General features: G+C 41.2%; 12 protein-coding genes. 1 reads left to right on the forward strand and 11 read right to left on the reverse strand.

Annotation, left to right across the window (positions count from 1 at the left end):
• Window position 1 precedes the first annotated feature (1 nt).
• The 11 genes from brxL to B5G00_RS13725 all read right to left on the reverse strand — a co-directional run bounded on the left by brxL (window position 2) and on the right by B5G00_RS13725 (window position 20,381).
• The gene (gene brxL / locus B5G00_RS13675) at window positions 2-2,107 is read right to left on the reverse strand and encodes a protease Lon-related BREX system protein BrxL (protein WP_087273676.1); all 2,106 of its coding nucleotides are present in this window, start codon (window positions 2,105-2,107) and stop codon (window positions 2-4) included.
• A gap of 36 nt (window positions 2,108-2,143) precedes the next feature.
• Entirely contained in the window at window positions 2,144-4,666 is a 2,523-nt protein-coding gene (gene pglZ / locus B5G00_RS13680) for a BREX-1 system phosphatase PglZ type A (RefSeq protein ID WP_087273653.1), read from the reverse strand.
• Window positions 4,654-6,168 (reverse strand): ATP-binding protein, encoded by a 1,515-nt coding sequence (locus tag B5G00_RS13685; RefSeq protein WP_087273655.1) that lies wholly within the window; start codon window positions 6,166-6,168, stop codon window positions 4,654-4,656. The genes pglZ and B5G00_RS13685 overlap by 13 nt, the downstream gene beginning before the upstream one ends.
• A 108-nt stretch (window positions 6,169-6,276) precedes the next feature.
• Window positions 6,277-9,957 carry a BREX-1 system adenine-specific DNA-methyltransferase PglX gene (pglX, locus tag B5G00_RS13690; RefSeq protein WP_087273657.1) on the reverse strand — a complete coding sequence of 1,227 codons (3,681 nt, stop codon included), beginning with the start codon at window positions 9,955-9,957 and terminating at the stop codon, window positions 6,277-6,279.
• Window positions 9,950-10,972 (reverse strand): hypothetical protein, encoded by a 1,023-nt coding sequence (locus B5G00_RS13695; RefSeq protein ID WP_087273659.1) that lies wholly within the window; start codon window positions 10,970-10,972, stop codon window positions 9,950-9,952. The genes pglX and B5G00_RS13695 overlap by 8 nt, the downstream gene beginning before the upstream one ends.
• A 10-nt stretch (window positions 10,973-10,982) precedes the next feature.
• A complete protein-coding gene (brxC, locus tag B5G00_RS13700; protein ID WP_087273661.1) occupies window positions 10,983-14,621 on the reverse strand; it encodes a BREX system P-loop protein BrxC in 3,639 nt (1,212 codons plus the stop codon).
• Window positions 14,622-14,634: 13 nt separating this feature from the next.
• Window positions 14,635-15,216, reverse strand: a complete 582-nt coding sequence (locus B5G00_RS13705; RefSeq protein WP_087273663.1) for a DUF1788 domain-containing protein — start codon at window positions 15,214-15,216, stop codon at window positions 14,635-14,637.
• A complete protein-coding gene (locus B5G00_RS13710; RefSeq protein WP_087273665.1) occupies window positions 15,213-15,815 on the reverse strand; it encodes a DUF1819 family protein in 603 nt (200 codons plus the stop codon). The genes B5G00_RS13705 and B5G00_RS13710 overlap by 4 nt, the downstream gene beginning before the upstream one ends.
• Before the next feature lie 22 nt (window positions 15,816-15,837).
• Complete coding sequence (locus B5G00_RS13715) at window positions 15,838-16,077, reverse strand: helix-turn-helix domain-containing protein (RefSeq protein WP_087273667.1); 240 nt, start codon at window positions 16,075-16,077, stop codon at window positions 15,838-15,840.
• A 129-nt stretch (window positions 16,078-16,206) separates the two neighbouring features.
• The gene (locus B5G00_RS13720; RefSeq protein ID WP_087273669.1) at window positions 16,207-19,656 is read right to left on the reverse strand and encodes an SIR2 family NAD-dependent protein deacylase; all 3,450 of its coding nucleotides are present in this window, start codon (window positions 19,654-19,656) and stop codon (window positions 16,207-16,209) included.
• A 35-nt stretch (window positions 19,657-19,691) separates the two neighbouring features.
• Window positions 19,692-20,381 carry a nucleotidyl transferase AbiEii/AbiGii toxin family protein gene (locus B5G00_RS13725; RefSeq protein ID WP_162613509.1) on the reverse strand — a complete coding sequence of 230 codons (690 nt, stop codon included), beginning with the start codon at window positions 20,379-20,381 and terminating at the stop codon, window positions 19,692-19,694.
• Window positions 20,382-20,558: 177 nt separating this feature from the next.
• Between B5G00_RS13725 and B5G00_RS18905 the strand changes: the two genes are divergently transcribed.
• The coding region (locus B5G00_RS18905; RefSeq protein WP_162613510.1) for a hypothetical protein at window positions 20,559-21,978 on the forward strand (1,420 nt) is incomplete at its 3' end.

Below are 21,978 nucleotides of genomic sequence, written 5' to 3' on the forward strand. Positions count from 1 at the left end.
TTTACTCTACCCCCAGTGCCTTAAACACCGCATCTTCTGCGCTATTATAAAAGATAATATTAAAGCTTCCCATCAGCTCTGCCGGAACACTTCCCAAATCTCCGGCAGAAGTAATTGGCAGTAAAATCTTTTTTGCTCCGCTATCCAGACACACCTGCAGTACGTTTGCAAGATCATCTACTTTAATCATGGTTCCACTAATACTAATTTCTCCTAAAACAGCCAATGTACTGACTGTAGGTTTTCCTAATGCAATGGAACACAGGGCAATCAATGTTGGAAGTGCCAGTTTGCTGGTCATTCCAATCCCCTGCAAATCTTGATAATTGATAATATAATCCCTCATAGTCGTACTAAGTGTACCGCTGATCCGGCTGCCGTTCGCTTTCAGATATTTGAAAGCTGTATCCGTTGCTTCCTTTGCATCTCGGTCACTGCCAAGACCGGTTCGATCAAACTTTCCGTTTCCGGGAAGCATTTGTGATTCCAACCGGAACACACCGATCATTCCTGATTTTCCACGTGACACAGTATAAACCTGTCCCGGATTGCATATTCCCTCTGGAATAAGCTTTCCACCTCCCTGCTCCGGCACAGAGACATAGTGCTCTTCAAAAGTCTCGTTATCTATGTAGGAAAAATTCACATCATAAAATTCCATACCGCCCAATTTCTTTAACTGTTCCTTAACCCGGCGGCGCATCTCCAAAGAAATCTGAAGGATTTCTTCTAGCTGTTCTTTGGTAAATTCTCCATCTGGATAAAGTAACTTTACAAAGCCGCCCACTATCTTACGAACGGCAATGGTGTCACGCTGATTTAAATTCTTACCTAAGCGGAAATACTTGTCCAGCGCATCGCCATACTGCTCTTTTCGCAGTTCTCGCAAAAACTCTGCCAGATAATCTGTGATAAATCCATAATCATCCGTAAAGTGTTCCGGGCGAAATTTAGGTATTTCCCATCCGGGGATATAACAATGGATACGGTCAAGAAATGCTGTATCTGTTCCCATTTCAGGCGGGAAAGGCTCAAACAGACTGGAGGTTTTCAAAAGCACGTCCACGCTCTGATTGATATTCCCGACAAAAACCATAGAAGCAGAAGCCGCCTTTTCCTCCTTGCCACGGGCAAAGGAACCAGATGCCATATAGTCCTTCATAATCTGGATGCCATCTTTATCCTTGAAATGAATTCCTGCTACTTCGTCAAAAGCTACACAGTCCCACAGGCCCACAAGACCCACCGTTTTTCTTCCCATATTATAAAACAGATTGGCAACTGTGGTTTGTCCGCCCGATACCAGAATGCTATTCGGAGAGATTTCCTTATAGAGATGGGATTTTCCGGTACTTCTAGGTCCCAGTTCGCAAAGATTAAAATTATTCTCCACAAGTGGAAGCATACGGGCAAGAAGCAGCCACTTTTCCCGCTCTGTCAAGGTATCCGGCTCCATACCAATGGAACGAAGCATTACATCCATCCACTCTTCCTTAGTAAACGCTTTACATCCCTGCTTCAATTCTTCTATATCTACATGAGGCATCTGGATCGGTGTCAGTTTTCGGATACTAATTGGCGTTGCATCTTTCTGTCGTTTCTTTTTGGACTGAATATAATCTCCAGAAGCGGAAATAATTTCCGGAGCAAATTCATTTTCTGTCTCATAATCCAACTGTACAATACACCAGATTCCGCCGCAGAGCAGCCGATCATACTTAGTCGGATATTCTTCGCTGATCGGAATATTCTTCAGACCCAGGTTAGAGAATTCCACTTCATACATATCATAGCGGATATTCAAGCTTACCGTAATCTTATCAATTACTGTATAACTTCCTCTTTGCCGGAGAACAGACAGGATTTTTTGTGCTTCATCCGGACGGACAAAGTTATCTGCCAGAATGTGTTTCACATTTTCCACGCCCTGCTCAATAATTTCCGGATCATCAGAACTGCAATACTGTCCCAGCAAAAATTCCAGCACATAGACCGGAACATTTGCACCTTCCTTAATTTTCTTGGTCAGATCCTTGCGGACAATCTTGCCATCAAAATTCTGGCGCAATTTCTGTTTGATGATCTCTCTCCTATCTTCAGTTTCCATGAAATCTGTCAATGAATAACGCCTCCTCATCCAATATTAAAATCCGAATCCATAGTCATCCGCAAATGCAAGATCCATGGTTACAGGATGGCGGAAGACCTCAAGGCCGGTAGTCTCATCATAAACTACAAGAAAATATTTCTTCTCTTTATCATATTTTTTATTTTTAAAGGTAAACCGTAGCCGTGATATTCGCTTCAATGGATCACTTTCTCTGCTGTCTGCAACTAAAATATTCTCATTGGAAATTTTTTCGTTTTCTTCTGAGAGGAAATAAATACGATACGTTGCTTCTTTCATTATATCGCTGACCGGATCAGACTGTATAAAATCCATAGTTGTAATCAGATTCGTAATCTTCTGTACCATAGATACCAGCGCAATCTGTACCGGTCTGGTTTCCATATGACCACGTTCCATCTTAACATCCAGCACAGGGATCAGCATTTCCTGAGGTGAAGATCCACCATGGACATAATTCTGACCTCCGCCTGATACTTTAAATACATGACTGCTGACCGGGAAAGAAACCACTTTTGCATCTTCATTTCCAAGAATTTTTCCCAAGGATAAACAGTCAATACCATCTCCCACTACTGCAGCATCAGCGACAATAAAACGTCGATTTACAAAAGCCTTTTTCCCACTGACACCATTGATCTTTTCACTTTCTGTAATCTTATCTCGTTTATACAGAAAGCCGTGATCCGAAGTAACAATAAAGTGATATGTATTAGCACTGGTAGAAATCCTATGGATAAACTCCATGATTTCTCTGACCGCCTCCTCGCAGGCCACAAATACTTCATCCTCTGTATTTGCTTTATCTCCCCGGGCATCAATCTGATTATGATACACATAAAGCAACGGTCTGCCGGTAAAAATTTCCCGAAGTTCCGCTATCTTTCGATTCTTTATATCATCAAATTGAAGGCACAGAGCATCCGGCTGATACATTTGAAGAATCGTCTGTCGCTCCGTCAGATTATCACAGTTTTTCTCATCCACTAGCACAGTATAATCATCCTTCATAGAAAGAGTGCTATGAGGAAGCAGCGCTGCCATTCCCAGTCTTGTATAGGATGGCAGAATTCCCAGCATTGTTTCTATTCTAGCTGTACACTTGGGATCATCCTGCATCTGCAAAAATAACTGCCTGCCCACTTCATAACGCATGGCGTCTGAAATAATAACAACTGTCCGTTCTTTACTATTTTTTATGTATCGATTATAAAAATTGCGCTGTAACGGTAAAGTCAGAAAAGCATCTTCCTCATGAAGGGCCGCATTCCATTTAGGGAGCTGAACAGCCAACACTCGGTTGGTATAAATATTCTCCACCATATTTTTTAGCGCCTCAAATCCGTCTCCGTTTTCCATTGCGTCAAAAGATGTATAGAATCTTCGATATTCCTGATCGATCATCCAGTCTTTTTCCTGATATTGTCCAATGATTTTCTTAAACTCATCCGGGCATTGATAATTTGCTGCCGTCGCCAACACATAGGTGCTTCTGATCACCCGATATTCATTTTCGGTTCTTCTTCCAAAATGCATCTTCATCCGCTTCTCACAGATATCCGGTATAGAAAGCTGGTCTAATTTGGCTCCGATATCTCCTGACAGCAATCGTTCAGTCAGCCACCTGACCAGAATCTGATCCACACACAGGAATGCGTCACAGTCCAATAATTCTTCCGGGGCATAACTCTGTAGAGCGGCTTCGGCATTCAGCCCGGTTTCCACATGAAGGGAAAGGCGATCATAATCGTCCCGGTAAAGGACATTATTCATCAAACTGTCCAGAAACGCAATGATCGTTCCGCCTTTATAAGACTGAAAACTCTTCCATGCCTTGGGAAGTTCTCCGTGAAGATATCGTCCGGTATAAGTAACAAACATCGTCACCAACAGTTTTTCCAAAGTCGGTTTCATATCTATATAACCAAAATACTGCTCGCAGAGCTTCCAAAAATCTTCCAGAAGATCATATTTTCCCATTTCTTCCAGAAATTTATTGTCTGTAAGATCCCCTTCTGTCAGCATCACCCGGACAACTTCTTCAAAAGAGCAGGTCCGAGTACGGCAGACGGCGCTGAGCAGACCAACCAAAATATTTTCCCGGTTAAAATTCTCTATTTCCAGATCATAAAATCTCTGGGTGCGCTCTTTATTTTTGAAAAACTTAATATGTTTTTCAATCACCGGCTTGTACTTCTCCTCTATGCCTAAATCCAATGACAACAGCGAGGCACGATCTGCAAAGAAACGCCGGGAATACAGCAGTGTATCCTCCAGATGGTTCTCTCGCACATCCGGTTTTGGAAATGGAGCGTAAATCAGATAATTGGTGGTGGTATCCACCCGTTCCAGAAAATACTTAGTATAAAACTGATTATCCTGTTCCAGATAGTAGACTCTGGCATTTTCCAGCTCCATATCCTTCATATCTTCTGCAAATTCTCCATTATCGTCATACCAGAAAACCAGCTTCCGGGTATCTCCGGTAAATTCCATATTGAGACGATCTATAATTTGTTTTAAGTTTAATTCAGCCATATGTTATCCTCGATTAAAATCTCCCAGTACCCTTTTTGACTGGTTCCAATGCGCTTAACAAGATTCCGGCGCTTCATTTTGTTGAGATAATACTTCACACGGTCAACTTTCCAGCCCAATTTAGCTGCTATTTCTTTCTGAGTGATATTGTGTTGCTCTTTGATTGCCGCCAATACGGCCTTATCTTCTTCCGTCAACCTAACTTGGGTGGTATCTTGGGTAGCGTTTTCAGTGGCTTGGGTAGTATTTTCATCACCTTGGGTAGTATTCCCGGCATCTTGGGTAGTGTTTTCGGCACCTTGGGTAGTATCCGCCAGTGCATCCTCTGTATTACGATAAAGGTTGATGCGAAATCCGATCTCCATATCACGGAATTCCGGCTCACGCAGGCCATATTCCCTCATGGCTTCCATAAGCTTCGGAATACCGCTGCCCCATGCCTCAATCAAATTCATATAGGAGAATGCATGGGCAAGCGCGCGATTTCGGATCTTGGAATATCCCTCTTTCATCTTATTCAATGTTACGCCGGGCATAAGACCGCCAGGGGAGGTGATTTCCAACCGATCATCATAGATGGCTACCTGAATATGGGAATTTTGCAAATAACTGCAATTCATAACGGCATTGATAATAAGCTCCCGGATACTGTCCGGCGGCAACTCATAGATGTCCTTACGGTAGATACCTTCCAGTTTTGCCCCAAGATGAATATTGCGCAGCACAAATTGGAATGCATCGTCAACCTGCTTCCACAACGGCCCGCCGTACTCACGTTTATCCACAAACACGGCACGGGTTTTCCCTTTGAACATTCCACATTGAATATAGGAAAGGAAATCATCTTTCCCAAGCAAAAAGACATATCCATTAGTGGGGTGGATGCTTCCGTCCTCCGCTTCAGCCAGCAATCCCCAGCTTAGCAGCACATTCTTGGTCACATCCTTGACCGCTTCTTTCTGCGATTCAGATTTGGCATTGGCGACAGCTACTTCTTTCATCTGACGGCACAACTCCTCAATTTCCTCATTCGTTACCGTCAAATCTCTGCGAATCACCTTATCATAAGAGCGGCCTTCATCCTCATAGTACATCTCTGCTGTTAAATCACGCCCGGCAGGACGAGATGTACCAGAGACTCTGATATAGGTACCATCCTTGATTCCCAAAGACTTGATATAATAGGGCCGCTGTTTTCCCGCACTGATCTCTGCAATGATAATGGTTTTATCATCAATGGTCTGCAAATAGACATCTGGAATGACAACCGGCTCACAGCTATCAGAAATTGCCGCTGTGATTGCGTCAATCTCTGAAAAAACAATATCCTTCGGGATACCGACCACTTTGCGGGTTACGTCGTCAACGCCAAAAACGATACGTCCGCCCTCGCCATTGGAGAAAGCAACGACCGTTTTCATATATTTCACACTATCTTTCGGTCTCTGAACCTTAAACTCAATATTCTTAGATTCCCCGGCCAGAATTTCTTCGATTGTCATACGATTTCTCCTTGTCTGCTGCCTTTATACTGAACAGGCTTAAACATTGTAATGCCTACGGATTGCTCCGCACTTTGTATCGCTTGTCTCATCATATTATTTTTCACGCTATTTTCCCATGATATTCTTAGAATCCGCCAGCACTTCATAGAATTTTCCATCTCTTGCAGTCTGGGCTTTACGATAATTTACTTTAACACCGTCATCCAGATCCAGTTCAATCCGGCTTAACGCCAGATGTCCGATCTTCTCATCATACTCCCGGCACTCTTTCAATTGTTTCTGAAGCTTGTCTTTACGCTTTGTAGAAGCTGCTACTTCACGGGCATTGGTACTGTTATCGATCATATCCTGCATCCGGTTTATCTCAGACTCATAAATCCTCTGCATTCTATGAAGATAATCCACACGCAAATTTCCAATGGTATCTGCGTTATAACGGTGCAAGTAAACAAGAGCCTTAAATCCATTCTGCTTGCCGCTGTCAAAGAGCCAGTAAATGGGGCGCTTTTGATAAGTCTTACAGTGATCCTTAAAGAAATCTTTCAGGAAATAATTACGGATCACTTCCCGGCTGGAATTACCTTTGTTTCCTAATGCTTTGGCTATAAAATCCAGGTTTTCCTCCAATGTATCAGGACCATACACCTTTTTCACCCATGCACAGAACATGCCTACAATATCATCCTTAAAATATTCCTCATCGGTAATGGGAAGGATATTGTCTGCATCCGGGATATAGGTGGTATATTTTGAAGAATCCCAGTCACCACCGGCATAAGCCAGACCTTCCACATCTAGGGAATAACGGCCAAACATACAGCCAACAGCATAGGAAATCAAGGAGCGAATATCTCGACTCAAATCTGCTTTTCGGACAGTTACATCCTTATCTTCTACTTCTGGTGTAAGTTCTTCTTGTAAACCATAAATGTCAATAAAAATACGATTGAGTTCTTCTTCATTCCTTTTCAACTTCTCAAAGCGATAATTGCACTGATTTTCCCAAAACATGTGATAGGTATAAGATAAGGAAGTATTGGCAAATGCCATCTCATCTGAAACATCTCCCCACACTGGTTCTGGTAGCCTTCCTGCCACTAATGGATGTTTCTTAAAATCCCATGATATTTCAAATGAATCCCAATCTGTTTTGCAAATATCTATACAATTCTTTACACATGGCTCAACAACTTCTACATACTCCATATTAGTAAATGGTAATTTTTTTACTACCATAGGTGTTACATTTAATGTTGGATTTAACAACGCAATTAATTTTTCTGCCACACAACTATTCAAGAATCCAAGCGTCAAAAAAATATTTTGTGCAGCTTTAGGAAAAAGCCCTAAACCTGCGGAGTCAAAGGTAAAGCCTTCTTCAAAATAGCGGAAGCTTGACTTGCCCGAAGTTATTTTAGACCAACCAATATGTTCTCTAAAATAAAATTCCTTTCCATCATGCCTAAACCCTTCTCGCATTTCCATTTTTTTAAGTGCGTCTTCATTATATTTCAGCACTAATTCTCTATTACCATACCATTTTCTATATTCTCCACCTTTATTATGAGCACTATATAAATAATTAAAATGATCGTACATACTACTTTTCGTAAAGTTTATTTCATACCACTCTAAAATAAAAACAGCATTTTCTCCTGTGCAAATACCAGCCTTTATAGAATAGTAGTTGTCTAACACATCATTGCCAAATATATGGAATATAGCTTTTCCTACCCAATATGCAATCGGTGATCCAGGAATTTTAGAGAAGTTCAACTGCTGAGCCTCATAGCGGTTGTTACCGCTCAAATATATCCCCTCTTTTTCCTGCTGTGTGGTAGCCTCTATTAAACGACAATATTTTCCCTTATATCTAGCAATATTGCTATTTCTTAAAACAAATGCTGTAGTCTGAACCACCTCACCGCCAATTTCTTCAAAAGCTCGTGCTCCAAGATGTGTCATATTCACTGTGTCTTTATACTGCAGTTTTTCTCTCAATTTTTGAAAACTTGAAAGAAACATCCAAGCATGCTGTGTTATCATAGCTTGATACATATTCTCTTTGACCATATATCCACAGCTTTCAATAAAAACAGCAAATAAATCCGACTTACTATCCGGATAATTCTTCTTCACATAATTTGACAGTTTTCCGCTCATTCCGCTACTACCCATATATGGCGGATTCGTCACAACCACATCATACTTTTGCGCCAGACATTGGCCAATTTCTACCAGTTCTCTTAATCTTATCTGTGTATCGTCCAAATGCAACGTATTCATGGAAATCTGTTCTCTCATACTTGCATCATCCACAAAACGGAGCAACAAATCCCAGTCACAGTTCTCTACTTGCAGAATGGAACCATATTCTTTCGCATCTACCAATGTATCCAACAACTTTTCCATCTGGATTCTGGCAGTATTTTTCTCTGTCTCATTTAGAGAATCCCCAAAATAATCCAATTGCGCTCGATTAATTCCGTTACTTTCCTGAATAGTATATACATGAGGTACAATTCCACGGGTCAGGATACGCCGGTCATACTGACGTGCTTTCATCATCACCGCAAAATATGCCATCTGTGCCGCACGATCGTCAATATCCAGCCCATATAAGTTGTTTATCAATATACTCTGCGCTGCATCCCGTCTTGTATACCCCTGTGCTTCATATATTTGCATCAGTACGTCAAATAGATACACAAGAATATGCCCACTCCCCATACAAGGATCAATACAACGAATATCCTCTGGATTTAAGTTGGCGTACTCTTTGCGTATCTCTGCCAGTTGATCCTGTACTTCCGGTTCTTGTTCTGCTTCTTCCAGATAGTAATGCCATTTTCCGTCTTGAATAGAGTGATCTTCTCTATATGCCGTTTGTTCTGCCTCACTGGGCAGAAAATTATCTTTTTGCTCTGGATGTCCTTCTACCCATAAACGTCCCAGACTGTTTTCCACCATATAACGAACAATCCAGTCTGGAGTGAAAAGCTGAGTCGCTGCCGGTATATCTTCTTTCTTGATCTTAGTGCCAGACGGGCGTCCAAAAACCTCAGCTTTTGGTTCTGTATTGTAATACTGATATAACCAGCCAATAATCTCTACCTGTCCGCCTTTTTCCACATCAAAGTTTTCCTCCGGAATATCATTTACCAGACGATAGACCACACCTTCTTTATCAACCACAGAGATACTCAAAAGCAACTCTGTATAGTCGTTTGTCTTTTCAAACAGCGCAGGCAAAATCTCATTCAGCGCATTGCATTCTTTAATGAAAAGCAGCCGAAACAACTCGTCCAACTGATTGTCCTGCTTCATCTGAATCACTAACGCTCTCTCTGCCTCCGTAAATTCTAGATTAGCGTCGAATGGCGTAGTAACCAAATCCGGCTCCATCTTACCGGATTCTGAGGAAAGCACTCGAATATGGGAAGGCAAATAATCATTAACTTCCATAAAACGCACAGCAATCAGACGGTTAAACCATGTATAAGCCACTTCTTCCAACACATACTTATAGGCCATAGCATAATCACTTTCATCTGCTTTTTTATTGAGAAGCTCCACCAGGCGTTTTCTCTGTTTGACTGCCTGTCCATGTATAGAATAGGGTTCTGCTGTTCCTATATCATAAAATTCTGTATCACCTGTAGATTGGGGCAACGGATTAGCAATCCCCTCTGCCGTTATACCAAGCAAGCCAGCACGGTAATGTATATCTGCAATAAGTTTGTTTCTTGCCCAAATGGCAAAATTTTTGATTGCTGTTTTATTCATTAATATCTACCTCGTCAAGAAGAGCAAGGATTGCTTTCCCTAATGTTTCTACGATTTCAGCATACTTTCTTATATCTTCGTCTTTAAGCATCAGATGTTGTCCGATCTGATAAGATTTATCTCCGCTTTTTATAATATAGTCTTGATCTACAATGCCATCTTGATGTTGCAACAAATGCCTCTGCTGAAAACATATTCTCAACTTATCAAATTGTGCATTTGTAATCCAATCATCGTATCCTTTACCGACCAAATCATGCCATAATTTATTTCCATCGTCCAATCGTTGAAACACATTTCTTTTCAGCGGCTTTGCTCCTTCTATTTGCGGATAAATACATTCACACAAACGCTGAAACGCTACCACAAGATCCGGAACAGAAGTTTCTATAAGAGATGTACAGGTTCGAGCCGCTTCATCTTTACTAATTGCCTCAATAGCGTTTCGTATCACTTCAAGATTATTTATTTTTGCCTTAACTTTATCGATAGTATTAAAAAATGTTAATTTTGCAGAATTATGACCACAGCATGGGCAATAGAAAGCTGACCCAACAACTGCATATCGAGCCCCACATTTTTCACACTGAATTTTTTGTTCCATTTCTTCAAGTGCACTTACTGGAAGATTGATAAAAGATGTCTGACCAGAAAACTTCATAGACATCTTAATGAAACTTTTTCGAGGTTGCGAGCGATTGAAATCCCTTGCATCTTTTTCCAGTGCTTGCCCAATTTTTGCAGACACCTGATTAAATGCCTGCTTTTTGGCTTGTTCTATTTGCTCTGTTGTCCACCAACTTGTAGCAGGTGCTGAATGACCACAAAATGGACAAAAAGCCTCTTCATCACGAAACAAATTCTTCCAGTCTTCTGCATTTACTTTAAATTTAGACGAACACTTTTCGTTTGGACACTCCTTATCATAATACCCATCCTCATCCGGCAGTACATCCATCGTATAAGTCATCGTTCCATTAAGTTGTTCTAACATCTTGAGAGTATTTTCAAACATATCAGTCTCCTTATATCTCCACATTCAAAATAATATCCTCATCCATCTCTGCCAGCAAGCTCTCCCGCAAAGCATCCAGATACTTATCTACATCTTCTTTACTTTCCAACCTCCATGAGGCTGTATGTGTCATGGATTTCATGGATACATTTTTTGTCTTTCGCACCTTATAAGCCGCTGAGTTTTCTGCCACTCGATCAGCAAGCGGCTCACCTGTTCCTTGCTCCTCCTGTTCCTGTTTTCTGCGCTCTTCTTTCGCTTTTTTCTTTGCTTCGTCCAGATCCAGTTGACCCATTTCATTTAAGAGCCGGATTTTCAAAGCGTCCGCTTTATCTGCAAAACTGCGCAGAGATGAGACATTGTTGCATTTCTCTGCGCCCTGTCGGATTTCAGAAAACTGCGCCAGATAGCGCTCACGCTTACTGTCTCGATATGGTTTAGTATCCAACACTTCAAGTACACGTTCTCTGTCCTGATCAATGGAATCCAGCACCGGAACGGATTCCCCGTCCAGTATCTTGGTATATGTATCCATGAATTTTTCCCGCAGTTCCGGCAGTTTCGGAATATCACCATAGGGAACAGGCTTCCGGACAATGTTTTTCATCTGTGCCACAATTTCTTCCAGCTCGGCATCCACAATATAAGTCTTGCTGTCCTCATAGATCTCCAACATATCCAATGCCCGCTGAAAAATTTGTTTCTGCTCCCCGGCAAAGAACGCCTTTACCGGTTCATAGTCTTCCGCCAGATCATAAAAGCTCTCCCGCTGTTTTGAAACATACTGGAAAAATTCCAGTGGTGCCGTATACTGAAGAACCGAACGTAGCAGTCTAATACCGTCATTTACTGTTTTCTTTCCGGAATAATCGTATCGCTGATATTCTCCTTCCAGACGTTCCATCTCATAGATCATCTTCTGCGCATAATTCTGAAAGTTCTTCATTACCGTATCTTCATCATCTGCAGCACTGCTCACATGGAACAGTTCTTTCATTATATCCCGGACAGCTTTTTTATCTCGTTCATCCACTCTGACACGAACTTCCATCAGAAGTTTGTCCACATTCTGCTTTTTCGTGACAAGATTGACCAGTTCTTCCTCTGATTTATTCAGCAGAGTCACAGAAGCGCCGTTGACTGTAAAGGCTAAATCTCCCCGTTTAAACAGACGGGCAACCATCCAGTTCACGTCATCTTCTACAAAGCCATAAGGCGCCTTGGTGAACCGGTCTTTAATGGTCTTCATAGATGTCTTTATATAGTTCTTGGAATTCATGGCAATAAAACCAAGAACATCTTCTAATGCATGGATATTGGGTTCCGTTCCACCATCAAGTGAAAGAGTGAATTGATTGCTGGTGTGGAACATTTTACGGATCTCCGGTTCCCCCATTGGTGTATCAATATAACTAAGTTTATGATAAACAGTCTGTACCAGCCGGCCGATAGCCTCCTGAATCCTGGCAGACACATCTCTGGCGTTCAGTCTCGCAATATCTCCGTTCACATAGATAGTAGCGTCTTTTAACGCTTCTGTCAGATACAGCTTGGCATTTTCATTGCGCTTACGCATTTCTGTCCGCTTTGCTTCTTTGATACTCTCATACTGGGAAAGATGAGCATTCGTATTTTTACGCAGGAAACTTTCTATTTTCATATATGCCTGCATTTCCCGCAGGAACTCATCATCATTAGGAAGAAGAACTAAAACTTCCTTCCCCTGCCCGGACATCATCCGCAGTGTAGCGTCATCTGTACCACCCTCATACCATGGGGTCAGAATACGAAGTCCCACGTCATAGGACTGGTTTGCCTTATAAGGGCGATCATCCACAATTTGATTAAAAGAGAAGGTATATCTGCCGCCAAAAACCGGATAACGGTATTTCTTCTCAGATAAAATATCTTCAAAGATCATTTCTGAAATCTTGGTAATAACCTCCGGCATTTCTATATTTTCTTTTTCAATCTCATTATTGATCTCCTGCTCCTCATCCGTCAGGAAAATATATACAGAGCCATTCTTCTGCACCAGCATCTGGCGCACCAGTACCTTCAACGCCGCTTCTACTTGTTCTTTCAACTCTACTCGGTCATTATCAATATGATTGACCATAAGGCTGGTGATATTATCTACATTTGCCTCACAAGTCTGAATGTACTTGATCATAAACAGCGTTTTTAACACATTGATGGCAAAAACATCTGACTCTTTATGCTCCGGGTTAATCTGATTATTATCATAAGCCCGTATAATCACTCCACGATGACTGTGATCCAGGAAATTTTCCAGGGCATCATAAAAACAATGAAAAGGAACGATAGCCCCGGTCTCCTCATTCATCAAAGACATGGCAGATTCTTTAAAGAGTGCCAGCATAGAACGCTCGCCTTCAGACAGATGTTTTCCGGAAGCGCCATGAGTCCGGATCGAAGTCAACACACTTGCCAGCAGATTAAACTGGTAGGGGACAAAGGGATAGATTTCCTCAAAATCTTCTGCATTAGCATACAGCTTTTTCTCTACTCCGTCATTGAACATGATCAGATTTTTAATAATAGTTGTCTTCTGCCCGTAAAGCAGCCGCAGACTCTGGGCTGCCACATCTGTTTTATCCAGAATTCTTTTCTTAATAACCGCATCTACATTGGCAGAAGATAAAGACAGACGGGTATCAAAGCGTCCCTGAATTTTGGAAAAGTCATTGCCTTTCACCTTGGTGATAGAATCAATGTCCTGCTGACTTGTCACAATGACCCATGCTTTGCCCTTACATTCTTTACCCAGTTCTTCCGTCACCGTCTGAAGATTCAGCATCAGTCTGGAATCATCCCCTATGTACTGCCCAATCTCATCTACAAGGAAAACCACATGATGATTCTTCCCTTTCTGCTCAACATATGTATGTACACGTCTGGCAAAATCTTCAATACTGATCTGATACTCCGTAGTAGCCTTTTCGCACCAGTTTCGTGCGGCATCTTCACTCATAAATCCCATATCCGCCAGTACATCCACCACCGTATCCTGAATAAAGTCAAAATCCTGCCGGGAATCTTCCCATGCATCCCCATATTCTTCTTCAAAGGTATGCCTAAATTCTTCAAAACGCTCCTCTTCTGTCAGCCGCCGTTCCAAGTCAGCCAGATAGGGCATAGAACCACAAAATCCCTGCATTTCATTGAACACTTTCAGGAAGACTTTCACAATGGCATCCTTGTCCTGCTTGCCATTTGTATCACTCTTGGAGTCGATATTAAACAGGATTGCATCCGTAGGTGTTTCCGCTGCCAGTTTCATATCCGCCAGCACTATTGGATCAACAATTTTGTCGTCCTCAATAAAATAATCCAGGGCATGTTTCTCACCAACCTGTCTGTTTTCCAGTAGATAAGACAGGATCTTTAAGAAATGAGATTTACCACTTCCAAAGAAGCCTGAAATCCAGACACCCATTTTCGGCGTCTGTCCTACGATTCCTTTTTTATAGGCCGAAAAGAAATCTGCAAAATGTTTCTGCAGTTCTCTGGTCACTACATATTCTTCTAATTCCTGTGAGACATTGGTATCCTCGCCCTGTCCGACAATAATAACCCCTTGAATTTCACGGTCAATTTTTTTTCGGAACATATCCTTGATCAGCATCTTTTTCCCTCCATCATTTAACAAGCCGGAAAGCTCTGTAATAATTGTCGTCTTTTATCTCATTAAACAAGATCAATTCCTGTTCATTGTAAGTTCCCGGGAAAAACATCACCACAGGCACCCGAACAAATGCCTGATGAAGATTATTTAAGACCTTATGCGATCTGAGAATCGGATAACACTTGCCGATCCCGGTCAGGAAAACCACAGCCTCCTTCGGCGTATGCTCTTTAATATACTGAACAATCAGACTGTCATCTTCATTGATCTTCATAGAATTTGTAACCGCTTTTGTAATCCGCTCCAGTCCGCGCTTTTTCTCAAAATCAAAACATTTTTCCAGAAAATTTTTACTTTCCAAAAAGTCAATAATCATATCATAAAAATCATATTCTACCAGTTCAAAACCATCTATTTCTTTCCGATTTTTGCGTTTCATATACGCAATACGTTCCCGGACTTCCAGTTCCCTTTCCGGAGGATAGTCAAAAATCCAGTAGTTTACCTCATTTGCCCGTCCAAGACTTTGACGGAAAGATGGCCTTTTAATGGCTATCTCCATTTTATCCAAGCGCTCTGATAAATCAGTCATCATCTCACCCCCGTCAAAGCCTTTATCACCGGTTCCAGATCATGCTCCATCATCCACTGTCCTAATTCCGGCTCCAGAATCGGCTTTTTTATTCTTCGTATTTCTTTTCCCTTATCCGTCATACCTGCTTCAAAAAGCATAGTCTTATAACACCTTCCCAGCCTCTTGCAGGTATAATCCGTCCATCGGGCAGCTTTTTCGTTTTGCTGTTGTTTATCCTTAAAAAAGATCCGAATATCCTTGTCGGAAAATTCATCACTTCCAATAATCAGCTTTTCCCGCAGCACTTCATAGACAAAATCAAAAAACAGTGTGTCATAAACCATAACCGCTGTCAGCGCCAAAAGCTTCTGAGTGGATATATCCCCCTTCTGAAAAATCGGATAAAAACTTTCATCCAAGGATTGAATCCTGGCTGACACTGTCTGAAAGATCTGTTTTGCACGATCTGCTGATGGTGCGGCATAAAGATTTTCCTCTAAAGCTTGTCTGCGGATTTCTGTCATCTCTGTTCCATTGGCTAAAAGCTCTACCGTTTTCTTAAACTCCAAAAACCAGAAGGAAAGTTTAACAGCGCCTGCACTATATTCTTTTCTTATCATCTCACAGATACTCCTTTCCCACTCATTTTGCTTCCGAACCTGTCCTATTATCCGGACACACGTCTGGAAGAACCTCCGCAATATCACTTAACTGACAATGTAAACTCCGACATATCCGATCAAGCACATCCAAACTTACATATTCTCCATTTTCCATTTTAAGTAATGTAGAATAACTTACACCTGTCAATGTGCGTAAGTCCTTCTTTTTCAGGTCTTTGTCTATCATTAATTTGAATAGTTTTTTATAGGAAATTGCCATAATGGTATCCTTTCATTGAAATAAAAACTATTGGTGCCCAATATACTTTACAAGTATATCATAGTATGTTGGATTCCGCGATAATATTTTGGAGTTCTCGGAACTTTTTCTGAAACCACATAATTCCATCTATTTCCAAACGTTCCTAACCTCCATAAATTCATTCGCATCTTCTCCAATCTTTTTCCAATGTAAAACTGCCTCATCTGTGCATTCCTTTTGAAAAAGGAAATGCGCAATTTGGCATGACAAAATTCTGCAACGTAATTTATAAAGTGCTTTTTGTTCTTCCTCTTCCTCGGATATAATTGTAGTATCGGTCAAACGTTCCAGTGCAGAAGTAAGCAATGAAAGCTCCTCGTTTTCTGGAATTCTAAATTGCAACAATGACCAACAGAGTTTAAGTGCTTCTAATAGATTTGACTCTTCACCAAGCATTCTATAAACCACAAAACGAAATGCATTGTTCCAGAATTCACAGGAATTTCTAAAACTTGTCAGGGGTCTATCACTTCTTTGAAGCTCAAAATAATAATCTTTTATCAACTCTATATCTTCTTTATCTGACAGCCATAATTTTACATCAAGGGCGGATAAAGATATCGATGAATCCTGCTTTTCAAGACAATCCGCTCTAAACAAATCTAAAGCTGGGGAATGATAGACACTTTCGAAGCTCTTTTCCAAAGATAACGCCGCCTCTCTTTCCTCTATAGAGAAACTGTCATCTGCTTTTTTTAGAAACACTTGCATAAACAGCAGAAAACTCATCCGTATCCTATTCTGTGGCTCAAAATGATCTTGATTCGACATCCACTTCCTGTTTTTTTCCACATATTTCTTCAATACCTCAAATACCTGCTGATACTCAATATCTGACGGATCCAACTCTGAAAAAACAGAAAGTACATTTCCAAACTGTGTGCCACCTGAAAATAAGGCTGGGCTTTCCGCATCCTTTTCCAATTTGGAAATGGTATTATCAAGTATTTCTTTCGCATTTTTCCGTTTATCTTCCGGATTCAAAAAATACAAGATTTCCTGATAATTTTTTTCATCTTCTTTTAAAATTTGTAAAAGCTGTTTTTTATCGCCTTCTCGTAATTCTACTATCTGATACAAAGCAATCCATCTGTCACAAGCATACTTTTTCTGCTCTTGATCTTCTTCTCCCATCTTGTGTCTAATTTCGTTCATCACATTATCATATAACTTTTCAGTCAATTTAGTTTTCTGCTTGGGTACCCTAACCTCCTGTATAGGATCCTCATAATCATGAACTCTATTTGTCTCCATAGGGAATAGCAAAATTTTATCCAGCCGTTCCATCTGTTCCGACACAGTGAAAGAATGGATGACACCTTTTATAAGTTGTTTCATTCCTATAAACTTTCTTTTGACATTACTACGACAGATTTTCAAAGCCACTCCCAGCACAGCATCCAATATATCAAGTGAACATTTATAAACCAGTCTTGCCAGAAGCTGCGGGATTACTGCCGCTGCATACTCATAAATAGATGCGGCAGAAAATGAAAGACTCGGATTGATATTTACGATTAGCTTGTCCAATATTCCTACATATTCATCTACAATCTTATCTACCTCTGTCTGCGTCATACTAGACAGTTGCACCCTCCCATAAAACAAATCAAGATGTTTTGTATCCTGGGCCATTATAGCCTGCATGAGGCACCAATGAGGATAGTACAATACCAGCCTTGTAATAGTCCCTTCCAGCCCTTTCGTATTCGTCACATTTCCTAAGCGCAATGGATGTCCACTCTGTTCCATAAAACGCAAATATTCCATTGCATAAAACAGCTTCGTATGATCAGTTCCCCAATGAGTTGTTCGTGTTATAGAAAGATCAAAATTCATTTTTTCTTCATAATACGGCTGATTCTTATCTAACGAATTCAAAGCCAGACAATATTTATCATTTTCATCCCACCAGGAAAAATAGCTTTGACAGGTACATGCTTCCACATGTTCAAAGGAAAAATTTCTCTGCCTGATAAAATTAATCAAGGATACACAGCTTTCTTCTATAGATGATAGATACTCCGTTTTTTCGGAACGCATAAAACTCTTCCTCAAAGAAATAAGATTATCCATAAGAAGATTCTCCGCCTTGGAAAACTCACCAATAATAGCGTACATGCTTCCCTTTATCAACGGCCAATATAAGTCTCCTTTTGATAGATCCCACCGTTCAAGATTTGCCGACAAATTTTTAAACTCAAACCGATACAATGACTTCCACCATTCGCAGGCAAAGAGGAATTGTTTTTCTTCATAATTAAGGCTTTCCTTCTGAAGCAATCCCAGACATTCTTCATATTTCTCCCACTGTGCCTGCTCCCTAAAAGCACGTAACAATTGAAGCAGTATACTCTGGATTTTTTCATTATCTTTATCCGAATGCTGGTCCATCTCTGCAAGAATCTTCCAGAACTCTTCTGCAATTTGAGGTAAAATTGGCCGTCCTGCAATGTCCAAAAACTTTGTATATTCATACATATAATCAAGTTTTTCCTGACAAGATGCTTTTTCTAACACATCCGTTCTATCCAATTCATAAAGGACATATGAAACTCTATTTTTCATCTTCCATGGCAATACAATCCATCCAGGATAAGTTTCATTCAGCGTCTGAAGAAGTGAAATTCTTCCTGCGATTGTCTCCTGCCATTTCTTCGGAAGTTTGTTTGCACTAAACCATGTATCCTCAGCTTCTTTACTTTTAACCCTTTTATGCAGTGCATCGACAAATGCAACTATTCTTCCGGCAACATCTTTATCTCCCCAAATTGCTGTCAAATCAACCACGACAATATTCTGTTCAAATAATAGTTTGGCTTTTGCCTCAAGAATCGGTGTGACAGAAATCATATATATCTTTTGGGAGCTGCTTTTGCCTAGATTATCATGTATCCACCCGATCCATTTAAGGAAATTGGGGTCTTCACAAGAAAACCCAACCATACAAAACACATTTTCTAACAAGGACTGCTGTACCGTATTTACGAATGGAGCGAATCGTACAGGATATGTCCTATAATCTTCCTCTGTAATGATAAAAGGGCGATGAGAAGGAAACGAACCATGCAGTTTAATTATCCTTGGCACATCGTTGCTGTTCACCAGATCCTCCTGAGAGGCAACTACATGATAACGTCTGGAAGTAACTGTATCCGCCGCCCGCTCTAACAAAGTATCATAATTGGTAGTAAATACATCCGTCCATGGCAAATCCATCAGACTCGTATATAACTCCGTTGGAGCATATTCCAGATCCGGAGCTGCCTCTTTCAAAATGCTGTCCAGTTTAGGTCTTCCGGATATTGTCTCCACCTCCTGGGCTAACCGTAGAGAACTGCAATATTCTTTTCCCGGTCCATCTTCTTCTCCATATAAAGAAGTATAGAACAAATCAGATAACTCTTTCCAATCTAAGAATCTCTTGTCTGTAGCATTAATCTTTTTTGCATTTTTTGAAAATCCTGCCCCCACCATTAGTGCCGCATGGCCCTGAGCCAGCGCTTCCGAAATATCTCTTATATAGGTATTGATCATACTTTATCCCTTTCCTTCTTTTTCCCACTCTTAATTTATGCTTTAGGCAGATTTTCTAATATGTATTTGCACACGCCTTCACAGACCATCTGCCACGTCATATCACCTACATAAAAATTATCTTTTTGATAAAGCTCCCACAGATTAGGAAGACCTTTATCCTCTGAGATGGATTTTATTATGTTCTCTATCTGTGCTGAGTTAAAAGTAGTTTTTCGCTTTATGCAGGTAGCAGAGAAAGCTTCCACCAACACAGCCTTATCAATAGCCACCTTATTCTCATGCACAATCTCATACACATCATAAAAATCTCTCAGCCGGGTTGTTGTAATTCCTCTGGCCAGGATGGTCTGTATCTTTTCTGCAAGAAGTGTTTCCGGTGTATAACTCATCAATTCTATGTTCCGGTCTTCAAACATAAGACGGTAATTATATCGAATTGCTGACGGTGTGATCACATCATCTGTGGAAAGATCAATCTTTACTCTCTGCTTCAAACGGTCAAGCCTGGCTTCTAATACTATCCTAATTCCCAGATATTCAAAATCCGTCATAATCCTAGTAACTTTTGCAATCTCAAAATGGATTCCATCTTCTATCGGAATATCAATAATTTCTTTCACACTCCTTAAGGTATCGTCTTCATTTAACGGAAGAGAGCTAACTGTTGTATCGATATCCATTGTCGCCCTTGTATCAATTCCAATAAGGGAAGCAACCAGCATCCCTCCCTTTAATATGAAATAACTTTTCGGAATCTTCAGCCCTTATCCCATGGGCCTTTCATTCCCTACTTCAAAAAAATCACCCACTTTTTTACCGAAAACACTTGACAAATCCCTCAAAATTTGCGGCGAAGCCGATTGATTATATTTTATTTCAATCGACTGGAGGCGATTTCTTTGTTACCTGTTAATCCCGGCGGTCATGCCGCCTATCAGCATACTTTCGTATCTGATTTCCTTAAGTTTTATCCCGATCCCTTCGCTCTTCCTAAAAGTACCTGGGATTATATCGTGCAGTTCTGGTATCTCGATCTCTCACTGACCGATTCCATCATGCAGCAGTGCTACTCTGTCTTTGGCCCTGAACCACGGCTTCCTTCCTGCATGCTGCGCTCTTATCTCCTTGCTTTAAAACTGAAGGTTTCTTCTATCACGGTTTGGTGCCGTTTGCTTAAGGAAACTCCTTTTTTTGCCATCCTCAGCGGATTCCCTTTCGGGGATACTCCCGGTGTCGGGACTTTTTATGATTTCTTCTCCCGTATCTGGCAGGATGACGCCAGCAATCTTTCCCCAAAAGACCGTTTCCCCAAAATGAAAACTCCTAAGGGGAAAAAGAAAGGGGATAAGACTCCCTGTGACTCTTCCAGTATGGCTTCCAGGCTTCTCCCTTTGCTGGAACGCTGGAACCTAAAACCGGAAAATCCTTTTTCCCTTGTTTTCCAGCTCTATCGCCATCAGTTCCTGGATCCTTCTATTCATAAAGGCTTGATCGATCCAGAACATCTGGCTCTTGCTGGAGACGGCACTCCTGTCCGTACTGCCGCACAGCAGCGGAAAAAGCGACTCTGTGATTGTAAGGAAAAAGGCTGTTCTTCCTGTAACTGCAAGCGTCATTATTCCCAGCCCGACTGTAACTGGGGATGGGATTCCCACCGGGAATCCTATTTCTTCGGTTACCACCTCTACATGTATGTGGCTTCCGATTCCTACAGCGACCTTCCTGTTTTTCCTCTTCTGGAGCGGGCTTCCCGTCATGATATGCTTTCTTTTCTCCACTCCTTCTTCTCTATGAAAGCATATCTCCCGGAATTCCGGATCGAGAAACTCCTTCTGGATTCCGCCCATGATGCTTATGCGGTCTATGAATACTGCCAACGGGAACATATCACGCCTTTTATCGACCTCAATCCCGGCCATACCGGGCACTTTACTTATAAGGACGATTTCTCCATTGACAATGACGGTGTCCCGATCTGCAAGCTGGGCTTACGTATGCATAAAGATGGATATGAGGCTGCCAAACACCGGGCGAAATACCGGTGTCCAAAAGCAAACCGGAAACGTGGCTGTTTCTGTGAACATCCCTGTTCACCGGCGAAATACGGCAGGACTGTGCATATTTATACAAAGGACAATCCAAGACTGTTTAACATACCGCCAAGGGACAGTAAGGCATGGAAAAAGGAATACGGCAGAAGAGGTAGTGTAAAAAACTTTGTGGCTTTGGTAAAAAATGGCTCCTTTTTGGTAAGAATTACAGATATGACAATTCTTATCGAAAAGGAGTTTATTTATGGCAGTAGCAAAAGACCAAATC

The sequence above is a fragment of the Blautia sp. An46 genome (assembly GCF_002161645.1).
Taxonomy (GTDB): Bacteria; Bacillota; Clostridia; order Lachnospirales; family Lachnospiraceae; genus Blautia; species Blautia ornithocaccae.

What these genes read in the sequence shown, in the direction of transcription:
- brxL (WP_087273676.1), bottom strand. Translation starts at nt 2,107, where the DNA reads ATGGAAACTGAAGATAGGAGAGAGATCATCAAACAGAAATTGCGCCAG.
- pglZ (WP_087273653.1), bottom strand. Translation starts at nt 4,666, where the DNA reads ATGGCTGAATTAAACTTAAAACAAATTATAGATCGTCTCAATATGGAA.
- B5G00_RS13685 (WP_087273655.1), bottom strand. Translation starts at nt 6,168, where the DNA reads ATGACAATCGAAGAAATTCTGGCCGGGGAATCTAAGAATATTGAGTTT.
- pglX (WP_087273657.1), bottom strand. Translation starts at nt 9,957, where the DNA reads ATGAATAAAACAGCAATCAAAAATTTTGCCATTTGGGCAAGAAACAAA.
- B5G00_RS13695 (WP_087273659.1), bottom strand. Translation starts at nt 10,972, where the DNA reads ATGTTTGAAAATACTCTCAAGATGTTAGAACAACTTAATGGAACGATG.
- brxC (WP_087273661.1), bottom strand. Translation starts at nt 14,621, where the DNA reads ATGCTGATCAAGGATATGTTCCGAAAAAAAATTGACCGTGAAATTCAA.
- B5G00_RS13705 (WP_087273663.1), bottom strand. Translation starts at nt 15,216, where the DNA reads ATGATGACTGATTTATCAGAGCGCTTGGATAAAATGGAGATAGCCATT.
- B5G00_RS13710 (WP_087273665.1), bottom strand. Translation starts at nt 15,815, where the DNA reads ATGATAAGAAAAGAATATAGTGCAGGCGCTGTTAAACTTTCCTTCTGG.
- B5G00_RS13715 (WP_087273667.1), bottom strand. Translation starts at nt 16,077, where the DNA reads ATGGCAATTTCCTATAAAAAACTATTCAAATTAATGATAGACAAAGAC.
- B5G00_RS13720 (WP_087273669.1), bottom strand. Translation starts at nt 19,656, where the DNA reads ATGATCAATACCTATATAAGAGATATTTCGGAAGCGCTGGCTCAGGGC.
- B5G00_RS13725 (WP_162613509.1), bottom strand. Translation starts at nt 20,381, where the DNA reads ATGCTGGTTGCTTCCCTTATTGGAATTGATACAAGGGCGACAATGGAT.